General features: G+C 62.6%; 14 protein-coding genes. 7 read left to right on the top strand and 7 right to left on the bottom strand.

All coding sequences use genetic code 11. The annotated features are described in order from the left end of the window. Positions 1 to 9: 9 nt before the first annotated feature. The 3 genes from N5D53_RS09080 to csiR form a co-directional block, all read right to left on the bottom strand. On the bottom strand, positions 10 to 1401 hold the full coding sequence (locus N5D53_RS09080; protein WP_129932500.1) for a HAMP domain-containing sensor histidine kinase: 1392 nt from the start codon (positions 1399 to 1401) through the stop codon (positions 10 to 12). Beyond that, a complete protein-coding gene (locus N5D53_RS09075; RefSeq protein WP_010953809.1) occupies positions 1379 to 2059 on the bottom strand; it encodes a response regulator transcription factor in 681 nt (226 codons plus the stop codon). Before N5D53_RS09075 ends, N5D53_RS09080 begins: the two co-directional genes overlap by 23 nt. A gap of 74 nt (positions 2060 to 2133) precedes the next feature. Next, a complete protein-coding gene (gene csiR / locus N5D53_RS09070) occupies positions 2134 to 2829 on the bottom strand; it encodes a DNA-binding transcriptional regulator CsiR (protein ID WP_010953810.1) in 696 nt (231 codons plus the stop codon). 195 nt (positions 2830 to 3024) lie between these two features. Here csiR and glaH point away from each other — a divergent pair, with 195 nt between their 5' ends. The 6 genes from glaH (at position 3025) to proP (ending at position 10688) form a co-directional block, all read left to right on the top strand. After that, entirely contained in the window at positions 3025 to 4002 is a 978-nt protein-coding gene (gene glaH / locus N5D53_RS09065) for a glutarate dioxygenase GlaH (protein ID WP_010953811.1), read from the top strand. 114 nt (positions 4003 to 4116) lie between these two features. Then, positions 4117 to 5367 (top strand): L-2-hydroxyglutarate oxidase, encoded by a 1251-nt coding sequence (gene lhgO / locus N5D53_RS09060; protein WP_104961837.1) that lies wholly within the window; start codon positions 4117 to 4119, stop codon positions 5365 to 5367. Between the two features lie 151 nt (positions 5368 to 5518). Continuing rightward, positions 5519 to 6910 (top strand): GABA permease, encoded by a 1392-nt coding sequence (gabP, locus tag N5D53_RS09055; protein WP_104961836.1) that lies wholly within the window; start codon positions 5519 to 5521, stop codon positions 6908 to 6910. 87 nt (positions 6911 to 6997) lie between these two features. Further along, complete coding sequence (locus tag N5D53_RS09050; protein WP_019437052.1) at positions 6998 to 7891, top strand: PA4780 family RIO1-like protein kinase; 894 nt, start codon at positions 6998 to 7000, stop codon at positions 7889 to 7891. A gap of 161 nt (positions 7892 to 8052) precedes the next feature. Next, positions 8053 to 9027 carry a porphobilinogen synthase gene (gene hemB / locus N5D53_RS09045; protein WP_020192985.1) on the top strand — a complete coding sequence of 325 codons (975 nt, stop codon included), beginning with the start codon at positions 8053 to 8055 and terminating at the stop codon, positions 9025 to 9027. Positions 9028 to 9185: 158 nt separating this feature from the next. Further along, a complete protein-coding gene (proP, locus tag N5D53_RS09040; protein WP_010953816.1) occupies positions 9186 to 10688 on the top strand; it encodes a glycine betaine/L-proline transporter ProP in 1503 nt (500 codons plus the stop codon). Here proP and N5D53_RS09035 read toward each other — a convergent pair whose 3' ends face one another. The 4 genes from N5D53_RS09035 to N5D53_RS09020 form a co-directional block, all read right to left on the bottom strand. Further along, positions 10689 to 11390: a YoaK family protein gene (locus N5D53_RS09035; protein ID WP_104961834.1), complete on the bottom strand. Its 702-nt coding sequence runs from the start codon at positions 11388 to 11390 to the stop codon at positions 10689 to 10691. Positions 11391 to 11399: 9 nt separating this feature from the next. After that, positions 11400 to 12029 carry a riboflavin synthase subunit alpha gene (locus N5D53_RS09030; RefSeq protein WP_104961833.1) on the bottom strand — a complete coding sequence of 210 codons (630 nt, stop codon included), beginning with the start codon at positions 12027 to 12029 and terminating at the stop codon, positions 11400 to 11402. Positions 12030 to 12202: 173 nt separating this feature from the next. Beyond that, positions 12203 to 14269 (bottom strand): maltose alpha-D-glucosyltransferase, encoded by a 2067-nt coding sequence (gene treS, locus N5D53_RS09025; RefSeq protein ID WP_190869317.1) that lies wholly within the window; start codon positions 14267 to 14269, stop codon positions 12203 to 12205. 191 nt (positions 14270 to 14460) lie between these two features. Further along, positions 14461 to 15378, bottom strand: a complete 918-nt coding sequence (locus tag N5D53_RS09020) for a LysR family transcriptional regulator (RefSeq protein WP_010953821.1) — start codon at positions 15376 to 15378, stop codon at positions 14461 to 14463. Between the two features lie 120 nt (positions 15379 to 15498). Here N5D53_RS09020 and N5D53_RS09015 point away from each other — a divergent pair, with 120 nt between their 5' ends. Then, positions 15499 to 16257: a 5-oxoprolinase subunit PxpA gene (locus tag N5D53_RS09015; protein ID WP_121161690.1), complete on the top strand. Its 759-nt coding sequence runs from the start codon at positions 15499 to 15501 to the stop codon at positions 16255 to 16257. Positions 16258 to 16269: the final 12 nt, after the last annotated feature.

Below are 16269 nucleotides of genomic sequence, written 5' to 3'. Positions count from 1 at the left end.
CCCCAGCTTTTATTTGCCTAGACCCGCAAGCGGGCAGTGCAATACCAGCCTGGCCCCACCCAATTCGCTTTCGCCGATCTCCAGCCCGAAGCCATGCAGGTCGACGATCGCTGCCACGATCGACAACCCCAGCCCGAAGCCGGCATGGCGGTGGCCCTCATCGCTGCGATAGAACCGTTTCAGTACAGCCGTGCGCTCGGCTTCGGGAATACCAGGCCCGCTATCCTCGATCGCCATGTGCACGCCGCTGTCATCCTGCGTGGCGGTGATGCGCACCCGACCACCCTCGGGCGTGAACTTGATCGCGTTGCCCACCAGATTCGCCAAGGCCTCGAACAGCAGTTCGCGGTCGCCGTGCAACGCCGGTAGCTGCGCAGGTTGGTGCAATTGCAGTTGAATGCCGCCATCCTCGGCCAATGGCAGGTAAAAATCATGCAGTTCTACCAGCAGCTCATGCGGGTCAAGCTGGATGAAGCCGGCGCGGCGCTGGCGGTCTTCCAGCTCGCTGATGCGCAACAACCCGCGAAAGCGCGCCATCAAGGTGTCGGTTTCTCCAATGGCCTGGTCCAGCGCTTCGGCTTGCGCAGAATCCACGTCGCTTTGCTGGCGAATACGGTACAGCTGGGCGCGCAGGCGGGTCAGCGGTGTGCGCAGGTCATGGGCAATGTTGTCGCACACACCCTTGACCTCATGCATCAGCCGTTCGATACGGTCGAGCATGGCATTGACGATCGCCGCAAGCATGTCCAGCTCGTCGCGGCGGGCCGACAGTGGCAGGCGGTGGGTCAGGTCGCCGGCGACAATCAGTTCGGCCTGGGCCTGGATCGCCCGTATACGCTTGAGCGGCCTGCGCCGTAGCAGGTACCAACCGGCAAAACCCGGGATCAGGGTCAGCGAGATGCCCCAGAGCAGGGCGTGCAGGATGATACGGGTAACCACGAACAGCGAGCCATTGTCACGCACCAGCACCAGCCACCGGCCATCCTGTACCTTGATTGCCACCGCGTCGCAGCTGTCACGGGGCATGCGTGGGTCGTCGGCATCCAGGCAGCGTTCCAGCTCATGGATCTTGCCATCCAGTTTGAGCTCTGGGGGCAGGGCTCGCACGGTGCCGCCAATCGGGTTGAGCTGGTTATCGAACAGGCCGTAGGCGTCAAAGCTGCGCTCCTCGAAGGCCTGGCTGGCGATCAGGGCGTCGTCCAGTTGCTTGCCGCTCATGTGGGCGAACAGGTGCTGGCGCTGCAGCATGGAGTGACGGGTAAGTTTGTTCAGGTAGCTGGAGACCTCGAAGTACAGCACCCCCATGAGGATGCTGCTCCAGGCCACGAACAGAAAGCTGTACAGCGCCAGCAGGCGGCTGGTAGAAGAACTCCAGCCTTTAGACGGGTTCAGCAATGGCATAGCCGGAGCCCCGTACCGTACGGATCAGCGGCGACTGGCCGGGTGAGTCGATCTTCTTGCGCAGGCGGCCGATGTGCACGTCGATCAGGTTGGTGCCCGGGTCGAAGTGATAGCCCCAGACCTCCTCGAAAATCATCATCCGCGTGATCACCTGGCCGCTGTGGCGCATCAGGTACTCCAGCAGCTTGTACTCGGTGGGCAACAGGTTGAGGGTGTTGTCACCGCGGCGCGCTTCGTGGCTGATCAGGTCCAGCTGCAGATCGGCAACCTGCAAGCGGGTCTGGGTCGTGGGTACGCTGTTACGGCGCAGCAATACCTCGACTCGCGCGGCCATTTCGTCGGAGGCGAACGGCTTGGTCAGGTAGTCGTCTCCGCCGGCACGCAGGCCGCGCACCCGCTCATCGACGTCGGAGAGGGCGCTGATCATCAGGATCGGTGTAGCGATCTTGAGGTTGCGCAGGGTGGTGACGATGGTCAGGCCGTCGACCTCGGGCAGCATGCGGTCCAGGGTGATCAGGTCGTAGCCGCCCGCAATGGCTTTGGCCAGGCCTTCACGGCCATTGTCGGCCCAATCCACTTCCAGACCGTGGCTGGTCAGTTCGGCGACGATTTCCTGGCCGGTGACGGCGTCGTCTTCGATGGTCAGTACGCGAGGCATGCTGGTTCCTGGGCATCTAATGGAGATCTGATTGTGCCAAAGAATAGACAACCGGCGATTTAAGAAAAATTCATCTAGCGGGCACCGATGCCTTCGGCGTGCATGATCTGCGCAATGATCGGTACCGGTGTCATCAGGTGCGAGCGCATCATGGCGCTGGCGGTTTTGGCATCCCGGGCAAGGATCACCTCGACCAGTGCCGCATGCTCCTGGCGCTTGAGCGCCAGCGCCTCTTCGGAAAACACCGTCTGCGTCAGCCACAGGTGGCGGTAGCGCTCGGCCTGGTCGAACAGGTAGGTGCGCGCCTGCAGCAGGTGCTTGGAGCCGCAGCCCGAGGCAATGGCAGTATGGAACGCCTTGTGCCGCTCGTCCCACACATCCAGCCGCTGCTCGCGGGTTTTTACTTCCACCACCTTGGCCAAGGTATGCGAGTGGGCCAGCACCGACGCCTCCCAGGCGTCATCGCCGCGCTCGATGGCCAAGGCAATGATCATCGCTTCCAGGTTGGCGCGGGCGTCGTAGATGTCGTTCATCTCATCCAGCGACATGGGCGCTACCCGGTAGCCTTTCTGGCTTATCGCGTTGACCAGGTGCTCGGCCACCAGTTGCGACAGTGCTTCGCGCAGCGGGCCCACACCCAGGTCGTAGCGTTCCTTGAGGGTGCTCATCAACAGCTTTTCACCGGGCTTGAACACCCCGCGGATGATGTCCTTCTTGAGCCTCTCATACCCGCTGAATGCTGAGTTTTGTCGGGGGGCGAGCGCTTCCAAGATCCTGTTCCTCAAAACGTTTTGCCGATCATACCGAAACCCACTGTCGACGAAAAACAATGGACAAACTCAAGTAGTGTCGCTGAAACATAAAAATGTAGACATTTCGATCTAGTGGCGATATTTTTACCTCGCCCGCACTGATCCAGGTCATGACCGGACGGCGCCACCTACTTTTTTAGCCAGGACATTGCCATGAACGCCTTTACGCAGATCGACGAACTTGTCATGCCGCTGCCACTCGAACCGCAGGGCTACACCATCGCCCCCTCGAAACAGTCGCCGCGCCTGCTGGAACTGACCTTTGCCCGGGAAACCGTCGAAGCGTTCGTGCAGGCCGTTGCCCAATGGCCGGTGCAGGCATTGGAGTACAAGTCGTTCCTGCGTTTTCGTGTAGGCGAAATCCTTGACGAGCTGTGCCAGGGCACGCTGCGCCCGGTGCTGCTCAACACCATCCTCGACCGTGCCACAGGCGGCATGCTGATCACCCCGATCGGCCTGGATGACGTGAGCCAGGCCGAGGACATGGTCAAGTTCACCACCGCCTGCGCTCACCTGATCGGCCGTTCCAACTATGACGCCATGAGTGGCCAGTTCTATGCGCGCTTCGTGGTGGTCAACAGCGACAACTCCGACAGCTACCTGCGCCAGCCGCACCGGGTCATGGAGCTGCACAACGACGGCACGTTCGTGAACCAGATCACCGACTACGTGCTGATGCTGAAGATCGACGAAAAGAACATGGAAGGCGGCAACTCGCTGCTGCTGCACCTGGACGACTGGGAGCAGTGCGAGGCGTTCTTCCGTCACCCTCTGGCCCGCCGCGAAATGCGCTGGACCGCGCCGCCGAGCAAAAAGGTTGCCGAAGATGTGTTCCATTCGGTATTTGACACCGATGCCGAAGGCCGGCCGACCATGCGCTACATTGACCAGTTCGTGCAGCCGGAAAACTACGAGGAAGGTATCTGGCTGAACGCCTTGTCCGAGTCGCTGGAAGGCAGCGGCAAGAAGGTCTCGGTACCGGTAGGCGTAGGCAGTTTCCTGCTGATCAACAACCTGTTCTGGCTGCATGGCCGCGATCGCTTCACCCCGCACGAGGGCTTGCGCCGCGAACTGATGCGCCAGCGTGGTTACGTCGCCTTCCCCAAGCCGCTGTACCAGCGCGGGCAATAATGACAGGGCGCGGGGCGGGCGCCCGCCCACGCGTTTTTGCACAAAACTATGCCACCAGGTCCCGTGCGGGCTTTGGTGAGCCTGCCAGGCAATGCCTGCGTGTGAGGTAAGGCTGTGTACGATTTCATCATTATTGGCGGCGGGATTGTGGGCATGTCCACGGCCATGCACCTGATCAAGGTCTATCCGGACGCGAAGATGCTCCTGCTGGAGAAAGAATCTGGCCCGGCCCGCCATCAGACCGGCCATAACAGCGGCGTGATCCACGCCGGTGTGTATTACACCCCCGGCAGCCTCAAGGCGCGCTTCTGCCTGGAAGGCAACAAGGCGACCAAAGCCTTCTGCACCCAGCACGGCATTCGCTTCGATGAGTGCGGCAAGCTGCTGGTAGCCACCAACGATCTGGAAATGCAGCGCATGAAGGCGCTGTGGGAGCGGACGGCGGCTAATGGCCTGGAACGCTACTGGCTGTCGGCTGACGAGTTGCGCGAGCGTGAGCCCAACATCGTCGGTATGGGGGGCATCTTCGTGCCGTCCAGCGGTATCGTCAATTACGCCCAGGTGACGGCTGCGATGGCCGCTGAGTTCCAGCGTGCCGGTGGCGAAATCCGCTATGGCGCAGAAGTGGTCGGCCTGCAGGAACAGGCAAATGAGGTGATCGTGCGCACTCAGCGTGATGAACTGCGCAGCCGTTTCCTGGTGACCTGCTCGGGGCTGATGGCCGACCGCGTGGTGAGCATGCTCGGGCTGCGTACCGAGTTCGTGATCTGCCCGTTCCGTGGCGAATACTACCTGCTGCCCAAGCAGCACAATCAGATCGTCAACCACCTGATCTACCCGATTCCCGACCCGTCGATGCCCTTCCTGGGGGTGCACCTGACCCGCATGATCGATGGCACCGTCACCGTAGGCCCCAACGCTGTGCTGGCGATGAAGCGCGAGGGCTACCGCAAGACCGATGTCAGCCCCAGCGACCTGTTCCAGACCCTGACCACGCCCGGCATCCTCAAGGTGCTGGCGAAGAACTTCCGCCCGGGCCTGATCGAGATGAAGAACTCGCTGTTCAAGGGTGGGTACCTCAAGCAGGTGCAGAAGTACTGCCCGAGCATAACCAAAGCCGACCTCACGCCTTACCCGGCCGGCGTGCGTGCCCAGGCGGTGTCGCGCGACGGCAAGCTGATCGACGATTTCCTGTTCGTCAACACCGCGCGCAGTGTCAACGTGTGCAACGCACCGTCGCCAGCCGCGACCTCGGCCATACCGATCGGCGCCTACATCGTCGAGAAAGTGTGCGAGCAGGTTGGCCTGCAGGGCGGCAGCTTCCCCAAGGCCGACCGGTCGGCCAACCAGAGGGCCGCCAGCTGACCCCCCCGGTAACACCTTCTGCGGTTTCGTTTTACTCAACCCGTACTGCCCTGCTCACCATTCAGGGCAGGGCGGGCTTTTTCGCGCCTGCGTCGGTGACGTGCAGCCGGCGGCCCCTGCGTGGGCATGACAAAAACAACAAGGTAGCGCCATGCAAACCCACAAGAACAATTTGAGTCATGGATTGAAATCACGGCATGTCACCATGCTGTCCATTGCCGGCGTGATCGGCGCCGGGCTGTTTGTCGGCTCTGGCCGCGCCATCGCCGAAGCGGGGCCTGCCACCATCCTGGCCTATATCCTGGCGGGCGGCCTGGTGGTGCTGGTGATGCGCATGCTGGCCGAAATGGCGGTTGCCTCCCCGGACACCGGCTCGTTCTCAACCTACGCTGACCTCGCCATCGGCAAATGGGCCGGTTACACCATCGGTTGGCTGTACTGGTGGTTCTGGGTGCTGATCATTCCGATCGAGGCCAATATCGCCGCTACCATCATCAACTCCTGGGTCCCGCAGCTGGAGATCTGGGTGTTGTCGTTGGTGATCACGTTGCTGCTGACGGCCACCAACCTGTTCAGCGTGAAGAATTACGGTGAGTTCGAGTTTTGGCTGGCACTGGTCAAGGTGGTGGCCATCGTCAGCTTCATCGCCCTGGGTGTTTGCGCCATTTTCGGCCTGTTGCCGGGGACCGGCGTCAGCGGCGTCTCGCGCTTGTGGGATACGGGGGGCTTCATGCCCAACGGCTTTGGTGCGGTGCTGAGCGCGATGCTGATCACCATGTTCTCGTTCCTCGGGGCCGAGGTGGTGACCATTGCTGCGGCTGAATCCGACGAGGCGGGCAAGCATATTTCCAAGGCTACCAATTCGGTGATCTGGCGGATAACGCTGTTCTACATCCTGTCGATCTTCATCGTCATCGCACTGGTACCGTGGACCGACCCACGCCTGGCGACCGAAGGCTCTTATGTCACGGTGCTGGACACCCTCGGCGTGCCAAATGCCAAGGCCATCATCGACTTCGTGGTGCTGACGTCGGTGACCAGCTGCCTCAACTCGTCGCTGTACACCGCCTCGCGCATGGTCTATTCGCTTAGCCGCCGGGGTGATGCCCCGGCCTGTGCCCAGATAACCAGCCGCAGTGGTACACCCGTGGTGGCAGTCTTGTTGTCGACGGGGGCTGCATTCCTGGCGGTGATCGCCAACTACCTGGTGCCGGCCAAGGTGTTTGGCTTCCTCATGGCAAGCTCCGGCGCCATTGCCTTACTGGTGTATCTGGTCATCGCCATTTCCCAGCTGCGCCTGCGCCAGCGCCTGACGGCACAGGGCAAGACACTGGGTTACCGCATGTGGCTGTTCCCGTGGCTGACCTGGGGCGTGATCCTGTTCATCAGCGGCGTACTGGTATTGATGCTGTTCCGCCCGGATCATCGCCTGGAAGTGGTCTCGACGATGGTGCTGGCGGTGTTGGTGGTGTGCTCGGGGGTGCTGGTGACCCGGCGCCGGGCGCGCGGCGGGGCCGTGGCTGGCGTAGGGCAGGGCGCCTGATTCGTCCGGCCTGAAGACAGACGAGCAAGTCGCATCAGGCTGTGAGAGGATGTCCGCCAACAAAGCCAGGACCCTGAACGCAGCCTGATGAAGACACCTAAAAGAATCGAACCGTTGATCGAAGACGGCCTTGTCGACGAAGTACTACGGCCGTTGATGAGTGGCAAGGAAGCCGCTGTGTACGTGGTGCGCTGTGGCAGCGAGGTACGCTGCGCCAAGGTCTATAAAGAAGCCAACAAGCGCAGTTTCCGCCAGGCCGCCGAATACCAGGAGGGCCGCAAGGTACGCAACAGCCGTCAGGCCCGGGCCATGGCCAAGGGCAGCAAGTACGGCCGCAAAGAAGCCGAAGATGCCTGGCAGAACGCCGAAGTGGCAGCGCTGTTCCGTTTGGCCGCCGCAGGTGTGAGGGTGCCCAAGCCTTATGACTTCCAGGACGGCGTGCTCCTGATGGAGCTGGTCACCGATGCCGATGGCGATGCGGCCCCACGGCTGAACGACGTACACCTCGAAGCGGAGGATGCCCGCGCGTTCCACGCCTTCGTCATTCGCCAGGTCGTGCTGATGCTGTGCGCCGGAATGGTGCATGGCGACCTGTCCGAGTTCAACGTGCTGCTCGGCCCGGACGGGCCGGTGATCATCGACCTGCCGCAGGCAGTGGATGCAGCCGCCAACAACCACGCCTTCAGCATGCTGCAGCGCGATGTGGACAACATGGCCCATTATTTCGGGCGCTTTGCCCCGGAGCTGAAAAGCACCCGCTATGCGCAGGAGATGTGGGCGTTGTACGAGGCCGGCGAGTTGCTGCCCGACAGCCCGTTGACCGGGGTGTTCGAGGATGACGAACATGAAGCTGACGTAACCGGGGTGATGCGCGAGATCGACGCCGCCCGGATGGACGACGCTCGCCGCCGTGCAGCACGCGCCGAGGCCGAGCATGGGCCGGCCAAGGCAGAGGAGGTAACGCCGCCCTGGCTGCAGTAGTTTATTCCTGTACCGCCTCTTCGCGGGTTTACCCGCTAAGAGGCCAACACAGGCAAACCCCGGCCGTTGCCATTGACGCAAGACACAATCTCGTCATTTAGCCTTTTCACTGGCGCGCGACAGGCATAAGGTATACGCCGTTCAAATTCCCTGGAGCTGTCATGTCCAACCAATTCCCGTCCGTTCGTCCCCGCCGCCTGCGGCAGAACGAGTCCCTGCGCACGATCTTCCAGGAAACCGAGTTCCGCCTTGAAGACCTGATCCTGCCGATCTTCGTCGAAGAGGGCATCGATGATTTCGTGCCGATCACCAGCATGCCCGGTGTCAACCGTATCCCCGAGAAGCTGTTGGCCCAGGAAATCGAGCGCTATGCCCGCGCCGGCATCAAGTCGGTGATGACCTTTGGCGTATCGCACCACCTGGATGCCGATGGCAGCGACACCTGGAACGAAAACGGCCTGGTTGCGCGCATGTCGCGTATCTGCAAGGACACCGTGCCGGAAATGGTGGTGATGTCCGACACCTGCTTTTGCGAATACACCAGCCACGGCCACTGCGGCGTGCTGCATGACCATGGCGTGGACAACGATGCCACCCTGGCCAACCTGGGCAGGCAGGCAGTCATCGCCGCTGCTGCCGGTGCCGACTTCATTGCCCCCTCGGCGGCGATGGACGGCCAGGTGCAGGCTATCCGCAGTGCCTTGGACGGTGCTGGCTTCCACGACACCGCGATCATGGCCTACTCGACCAAGTTCGCCTCGTCGTTGTATGGCCCGTTCCGTGAGGCCGGCGGCACCGCACTGAAGGGCGACCGCAAAAGCTACCAGATGAACCCGATGAACCGCCGCGAAGCGGTGCGTGAGTCGCTGCTCGACGAGCAGGAAGGGGCGGACGTGCTGATGGTCAAGCCGGCCGGTGCCTATCTTGATGTGATCGCCGACATCCGCGCCGCTTCGCGCCTGCCACTGGCGGCGTACCAGGTGAGTGGCGAGTATGCGATGATCAAGTTCGGCGGGCTGGCCGGTGCCATCGACGAAGGCCGGGTGGTGCGCGAAAGCATTGGCGCAATCAAGCGTGCCGGTGCCGACCTGATCCTGACCTACTTCGCCATGGACCTGGCGCGCGAAGGTATCTGAAGCCAGGCCTTGGTCATGAAAGCCGCTGCCATTGCAGCGGCTTTTCTTTGTGCGCCGTTGGGTGGTGCCGCAAACGCACAAAAAAACAGTAAGCGCTGAATTATTTAGTGTCCTGTTGTATCTGATCCCTTAGAGCATTCATCGACAGGGATACGGGTATGAAACCTCGCAAGAAAAGCGTCCAGCCAATCGGCCTGAAGGACATCACCATCGTCGACGACGCCAAGATGAAGAAGGCGATCACAGCCGCCGCGCTGGGCAACGCCATGGAGTGGTTCGACTTTGGGGTATATGGCTTCGTCGCTTATGCCTTGGGCAAGGTGTTTTTCCCCAACGCCGACCCCAGCGTGCAAATGATCGCGGCCTTGGCCACCTTCTCGGTACCGTTCCTGATCCGGCCTCTTGGCGGGTTGTTCTTCGGCGCCTTGGGCGACAGGTTCGGGCGGCAGAAGATCCTTGCCGCAACCATCGTGATCATGTCCCTGAGCACCTTCGCCATCGGCCTGATACCGTCCTATGCAAGCATTGGTATCTGGGCGCCGATCCTGTTGCTGCTGGCCAAGATGGCCCAGGGCTTTTCGGTGGGTGGCGAATACACCGGTGCCTCGATCTTCGTTGCCGAGTACGCGCCTGACCGCAAGCGCGGCTTTCTCGGCAGCTGGCTGGATTTCGGTTCGATTGCCGGCTTTGTCCTGGGCGCAGGGGTGGTGGTGCTCATTTCCACGGTGCTGGGTGAAGAAAAATTCCTCGACTGGGGCTGGCGCCTGCCGTTCTTCCTGGCCCTGCCGCTGGGCATCATCGGCCTTTACCTGCGCCATGCGCTGGAAGAAACACCTGCGTTCCAGCAGCACGTCGACAAGCTGGAGCAGGGCGATCGTGAAGGCCTGGCGTCCGGGCCCAAGGTGTCGTTCAAGGAGGTGGCCACCCAGCACTGGCGCAGCCTGGTGACCTGCATCGGCGTGGTAATTGCCACCAACGTCACCTACTACATGCTGCTTACCTACATGCCCAGCTACCTGTCGCACAACCTGCACTACAGCGAAGACCATGGCGTGCTGATCATCATCGCGATCATGGTCGGCATGCTGTTCGTGCAGCCGATCATCGGCCTGCTCAGCGACAAGTTTGGCCGACGGCCGTTCATCATTGTCGGCAGTGTCGGCCTGCTGGCCTTGGCCATTCCGGCATTCATGCTGATCAACAGTGGGGTGCTTGGGCTTATTTTCGCCGGCCTGCTGATCATTGCCGTGCTGCTGAACTTCTTCATCGGCGTGATGGCCTCGACGCTGCCGGCCATGTTCCCTACGCACATCCGTTACAGCGCCCTGGCCAGCGCCTTCAACATCTCGGTGCTGATCGCCGGCCTTACCCCAACCCTCGCTGCGTGGCTGGTGGAGACCACAAACGACCTGTACATGCCGGCCTATTACCTGATGGTGATCGCTGCTGTCGGCCTGGTCACCGGCCTGACCATGAAGGAAACCGCCAACAAGCCCCTGCGCGGCGCGGCACCCGCGGCATCGGACATCGAAGAGGCGCGTGAACTGCTGCAGGAGCACCACGACAACATCGAGCAGAAGATCGAGGACATCGATGCGCAGATCGCCGAGCTGGAAGCCAAGCGCGAGAAACTGGCACTGCAGCACCCGCGTATCGAATGATCAGCGCGGCATGTAGCCACGCTGCCAGGACCGCGGAATGAACCGCGATATCAGCGCCAGCACGCAGGCCAGCGCACAGCTGCCGGCCAGCGCCTGCAGGCCCAGGTGTTGTTGCAACCAGGCGCCGAGCGCGGCGCCCAGCAACATGCCGGCCCAAGGCACCAACTGCACCCGCCAGCCGTTGCGCCGCTCGCCCAGCAGCCAACGCCCCAGGCCGCGGCCGAAACGCGACAGGGCGCCCGTTACGTAAGTCAGGCCAATGGGCAGGCCATTCACCTGCTCGACTACCGCATTGATCATGCCCATGGCCAGCGTTGCCGCCAACAGCGCAGGGAAGGTGGCCGGCAGCGGCCACGCTGCCGCGAAAGCCAGCAGTGCGGCAACCACCAACAACACCGGCCAGGCTCGACGGCGCAATCCGTGAGCCAGGAGCACACCCAGCGCATTGCCCGCGACAAAGCCCAGTACCGCGCCACTGAGGCGTAGCACAAGGGCCAGGTCTGCTTCACTGATGGCCACCGCCAGGCGTGTGGTGTTACCACTCATGAACGACACGAAATCGCCCAGTGCCAGCAAGCCGATGGCATCGGTCATGCCGGCCAGCACCGACAGGGCGGCGACCAGGCCGAGGCCGACGCGACCACGCATTACCTGCAGGCGCAAACGCCTGGCTGTGCGCGCGGGGAGGGCGTTAGGGAGCATGTGCAGGCCTCAGGGCAGCAGGTTTTCGCGGGCCAGGGTACCTTTGATGGTGCGCTCTACCACATCGACCAGCACCATGGTCTGATGGTCGACCTCGATGTTGAGCAGCTCACCTGGGTGGTAGCTGGCGAAGGTGGTCTGCCGCAGGGTTTCCGGGATCAGGTTGATGGTGATCACGTTGTCCTCCACGTCAGCGACCGTCAGGCTGCAGCCATTGACCCCGATGAAACCACGCGGGAACACGTACTTGCCCCATTGCGGCGGCATGCGGAACTTGATGAAGGCGCCGGTTTCCTTGATCGACAGCTCGACGATCTCGGCGGTGGTGGCGATGTGGCCGGCCATCAGGTGGCCGCCGACTTCGGCGTTCATCTTCGCCGAACGTTCGATGTTCACGCTCCGGCCAGGCGTGAAGCTGCTCAGATTGGTGCGTTCGAGGGTAGCGGTCATGGCGTCGAACCTGACCTGGCTGCCGTCGATTTCGGTCACGGACAGGCAGGTACCTTCGACACTGACGCTGGCACCGATTTTCAGCTCATCGAGCAGTTCCGGGGTGAGGTCGATGGTGAACTGGTTGTGGCCCGGGTAGGTGGTCACATCAAGCAGAGGGCGGACGGCCTGGACGATGCCGGTGTACATGGAGTTGCTCCTGGGCACGGAAAAGAAAACTTCCGAACGCTATGCCCGTAGCGCAGTAAATGCAAGACCAGGCTTGCTGGCTGGCAAGCCGGCTTGCGAGTCTGGCGCCTGCGCGGGGCAGGCGGCGTGCTTGTGGGCGAAACCGGTTTGCCGACGGCAGGGCCACTGCAGATTCAAACATGCCCGCTGCTGTTGACGATCCGCAGGCACAGCGCCTCGTACGGATCCAGGTTCACCATCAGGCGCCCGTCCTCGGTCAAATCGCCTTCGACCGTCTCGTTGATCATGTCGACCACCGGCCCAGGTGTGAACCCGGTCAACAGCAGTTCCTCGGCAATCGCGTCCTGGCCGAAGTTCAGCGCAGTGATCTGGATACCGCGCCCGGCTGGCAACTCATGCACCATCACCAGCAGCCCCGGGCTGCTCACCTCAGGTACCAGCACCTGACGGCTGGTGGCGATGCCGTAGGCCTGGCGCACAGCCAGCAGTTTCTTCACCTTGCAGGCAAATGAATCACTCTCGTCCAGCTGCCTGTCCAGGCTGCCGTACAGCGCCCGGGCACGCGGCATGCCCCGCACAGAAGCCTCTGCCTGTGGGTCAAGCCCGGCCAGGTCATAGCCGCCCCGGTGAATCCAGCGGGTATCGCCATCGAGCATGCGTTCGGCAACCGCTTCGGCGGGCAAGGGCAGGGCACCGACCAGGTCCCAGCCGGACAAGGCGACCACCCCCGGCTGCATGGCGTTGTACATGACCAGCAGCAGGTGCACCTTCTTGATCAGTTCGATATCCGCTACGCCAATCTGTTCGAGGTCGCGAATACCCAGTGCAGCAGCGATCAGGCTGGCGGTGGTGCAGGCAATGCCGTTGGTCACGAAGCGCAGGTTGTACGGCGCATGTTCCCCCGACAGCCGTTCGTAGATCTCTTCGCGAATATGTTCGCGCAGGATGCTGCCAGGTAGGGTCTGGCCCTTGTACAGGTACATGTCGTGCGCGTGCAGTGTCCAGAAGTGCACCAGCTCCACGGTCAGCTCGTCATGGTTTTGCAGGGCATGGATCAGCGAGGCCGGGTCAATGCCGAAGGCGTGCATCTCCTTGAGCATCAGGCGCAGGAACTCGGTGTCGCCCGTCAGCAGCGCATGCTGGTAGGCCGGCCGGGTAATGAAATCGTAGGACAGGTCGGCACCACCTTTGGACATCTGCGCAATGTCATCGAGGGTCAGGTTCAGCTCCTGGAAGCTGAAACCACCGGCCTTGCGGATCATGCCACCGATCAGCTGGTTGCCGACGAGCGACAGCGGGTGGCTTTCTGACCAGGCGGTGCCGCTGGCGCGGGTTTCCACGCCGAGAAAGCCGTTGGCGTCCAGGCGCAGGCCGTGTGCACCCAGGCAGTCCAGCGCGTGCAGCGCGTCACCAATGATCATTTGTTGGGCGGCGAAGGTAGGGTCCAGCCAGTTCAGCGAGGGCTGGCCTTCCTTGAAGTAATGCAGGTACACCCAGCGGCGGGTCTTGCCGTCGACGCCTGTGATCGGCGGCGTGGCGCTCCAGTCGGTTTCCTTCACGCCCGGCTCGAAGAAGATTACCCGTTGCAGCTGGCCAACGATGTAATGGCGCGCCTTCAGCTCGTCACACTGCGCTGGCAGCAGATTGACCGCATCGCGCCCGGCGGGCACCTCGGGCAGCAGCGCCCAGTCTTCTTCGCGGATCTCGACCATGTGGTACAGCCCCGGGTAGGGGCCATGGGCGAGCTCGGCCAGGCGGAAGTCGGCGCCCTTGCCGGTGTGCGAGGGGATCAGGTCGTCGATGGTCACGGCATTGTGCGCAGCGGCCATGCGGCTCATCTGGATCAGTTCCTGCTCGCTGCCGTACAGTGGGTCGATGTCGAAGCTGATGCGGTCGAAGTTGCCGTCCACGCTGGGGGTGAGTTCGCGGCCGCGGATGCCACCGGACAGTTTGATCGGGCCGGTGTGCAGGCCCTGTACGCCGATCTCCGACAGGCGCTTCCACAACGCTTCGTGGGCCAGGGCACCGAGCACCGAGCAACCCTCGGGCGCGATGATGGCGTCGGGGTAGACGGTCAGCCACACCGAGGCGATTTCGGTGGCGCGGCGGGGCTGGGCCTCGGCATAGGGGTGTTGCCACAGTCGCGACTGGCCTGAGTACAGGCTGGCACGCGCCTGGGAGGCCTTGAGCATGGCGCGGTCTTCGAGCCATTTGACGTATGACGGGTCGGGCTGGGTCATTTCGCGTCCTCTTTGCGTGTCGGCACCGGCTCAGATTATGACGGCATTGCGGCGTGAACGTTCGGCTCGAGATGGGTGTTGGTTTCTTCGCGGGCTTGCCCGCTCCCACAGGCTGCCATACCGCTGAAGATTTGCGCTGCACCTGTGGGAGCGGGCGCGCCCGCGAAGAGGCCGGGCCTGCAAAGGCAGGATCAGCGCCGGGCCGACAACTGCTGCGGTGCCAGAAACGCATCATGGAAGTAATTGCGCACCGCCTGCATCGCCGGGCTGAATGCCCGTTCCCGGTGCCAGGCCAACCCCACGCTCATCGGCGTGACCGGGTCGCTGATGGTCACCGTCTCGATGCGCTTGCCCTCCAGCGACCACGGCCGGTGCACCAGGTCCGACAGGATCGCCACACCGCTGCCATTGGCGACCATGCTGCGCACGGCCTCCACCGAGCTGGTCCGCACCCTTACGCTTGGCCTTTGCCCGGCCTGCTCCCAGTAGCGCATGGCACTTTGCTCGGCCTCATCCACGGTCAAAAGGATGAACGGCTCACAGGCCACCTCGGCCAGGCTCACGGCCGATCGCTCGCACAGTGGGTGATGCCCGGGCAGCCACAGCCGGCGCTCGGAGTTGAACAGGGTTTCCGAGACGATGTCGGGGTGAGTGAGGTTGGCGGTGAGCACCACCGCCATGTCGAAACGCCCCTCCAGCAGGCCTTGCTCGATGGCGCTGCGCTCCTGCTCGTAAAGCTCCAGGGTCACGCCCGGATGCCAGTGCTCCAGGCGCTGCAAGTGGTGTGGCAGGAAGTAGCCGATCACCGTGTAACTCGCCGCCAGGCGCAACAGGCCACTGGCACGCACGTCCGGTAGCGGGCTGTTCAACGCATCGTCGACACTGCGCAGGATGACGTAGGCACGGTTCAAGAAGTGGCGGCCGGCTTCGGTCAGGCTCATGCCTTGGGCCGAGCGCTGGAACAACAGCACGCCGAGCATCGCTTCCAGCTCCTTGATGGCCGTGGTGACTGCCGACTGGGAGATGTTCAGGTGGATCGCCGCTTGGGAGATCTGGCCGATTTCAGCGGTGGCAACGAAGTAGCGGACCTGGCGCAGGGTGAGTGACACGGTAGGCTCCCGGGGTATCTGTTTTTCAGAAGGTACCCCATCTGTTTATAGATCTTCCCAAGGGGGTGCGGAGAATCTAACGTGGCTTGCATGCAGTCACAAGTGCCAGGAGACGCGGTCATGCAAGCAGTGGATTTCAACTCGGACATGGGTGAGGGCTTTGGCCCGTGGACTATTGGCGACGGCGTCGATCACGAACTGATGGGCTACATCAGCAGCGCCAACATCGCCACCGGTTTCCATGCCGGTGACCCCGGCACTATGCGCCGCACCGTCGAGCGCGCCAAGGCACTGGGCGTTGCTGTGGGGGCACACCCGGGGTTCCGTGACCTGGTCGGCTTTGGCCGCCGGCATATCAATGCCTCGGCGCAGGAACTGGTGGACGACATGCTCTATCAATTGGGCGCGCTGCGTGAAATCGCCCGTGCCCAGGGCGTGCGTCTGCAGCACATCAAACCGCACGGGGCGTTGTACATGCACCTGGCGCGTGACGAAGAAGCCGCGCGCTTGCTGGTGGAAAACCTGCGGGTGATCGAGCCGGAACTGCTGCTGTTCTGCATGCCAGGTTCGGTGATCTGCCGCATTGCCCAGGAAATGGGGCAGCCGGTGATTCGCGAGTTCTATGCCGACCGCGAGTACGACCTGAGCGGGTCGATCGTGTTTACCCGCAATGTGCGTGGCTACGAGCCCCAGGCCGTCGCCGAGCGGGTGCTGCGTGCTTGCCGCCAAGGCGTGGTGCGCACGGTCGAAGGCCAGGACCTGGCGATCGAATTCGATTCCATTTGCCTGCACAGTGACACCCCGGGCGCGCTGGACCTGGTCGAGGCCACGCGCAGGGCACTGGATGCGGCCGGCATCGTGGTGCGGGCACTGCGCTGAACCCGTCAGGCA

This window comes from Pseudomonas sp. GD03862 (assembly GCF_029840855.1).
GTDB classification, from domain to species: Bacteria; Pseudomonadota; Gammaproteobacteria; order Pseudomonadales; family Pseudomonadaceae; genus Aquipseudomonas; species Aquipseudomonas alloputida.
Note: the sequence above shows the minus strand (reverse complement) of the source record. Positions and strands in the feature narration are given on the sequence as shown.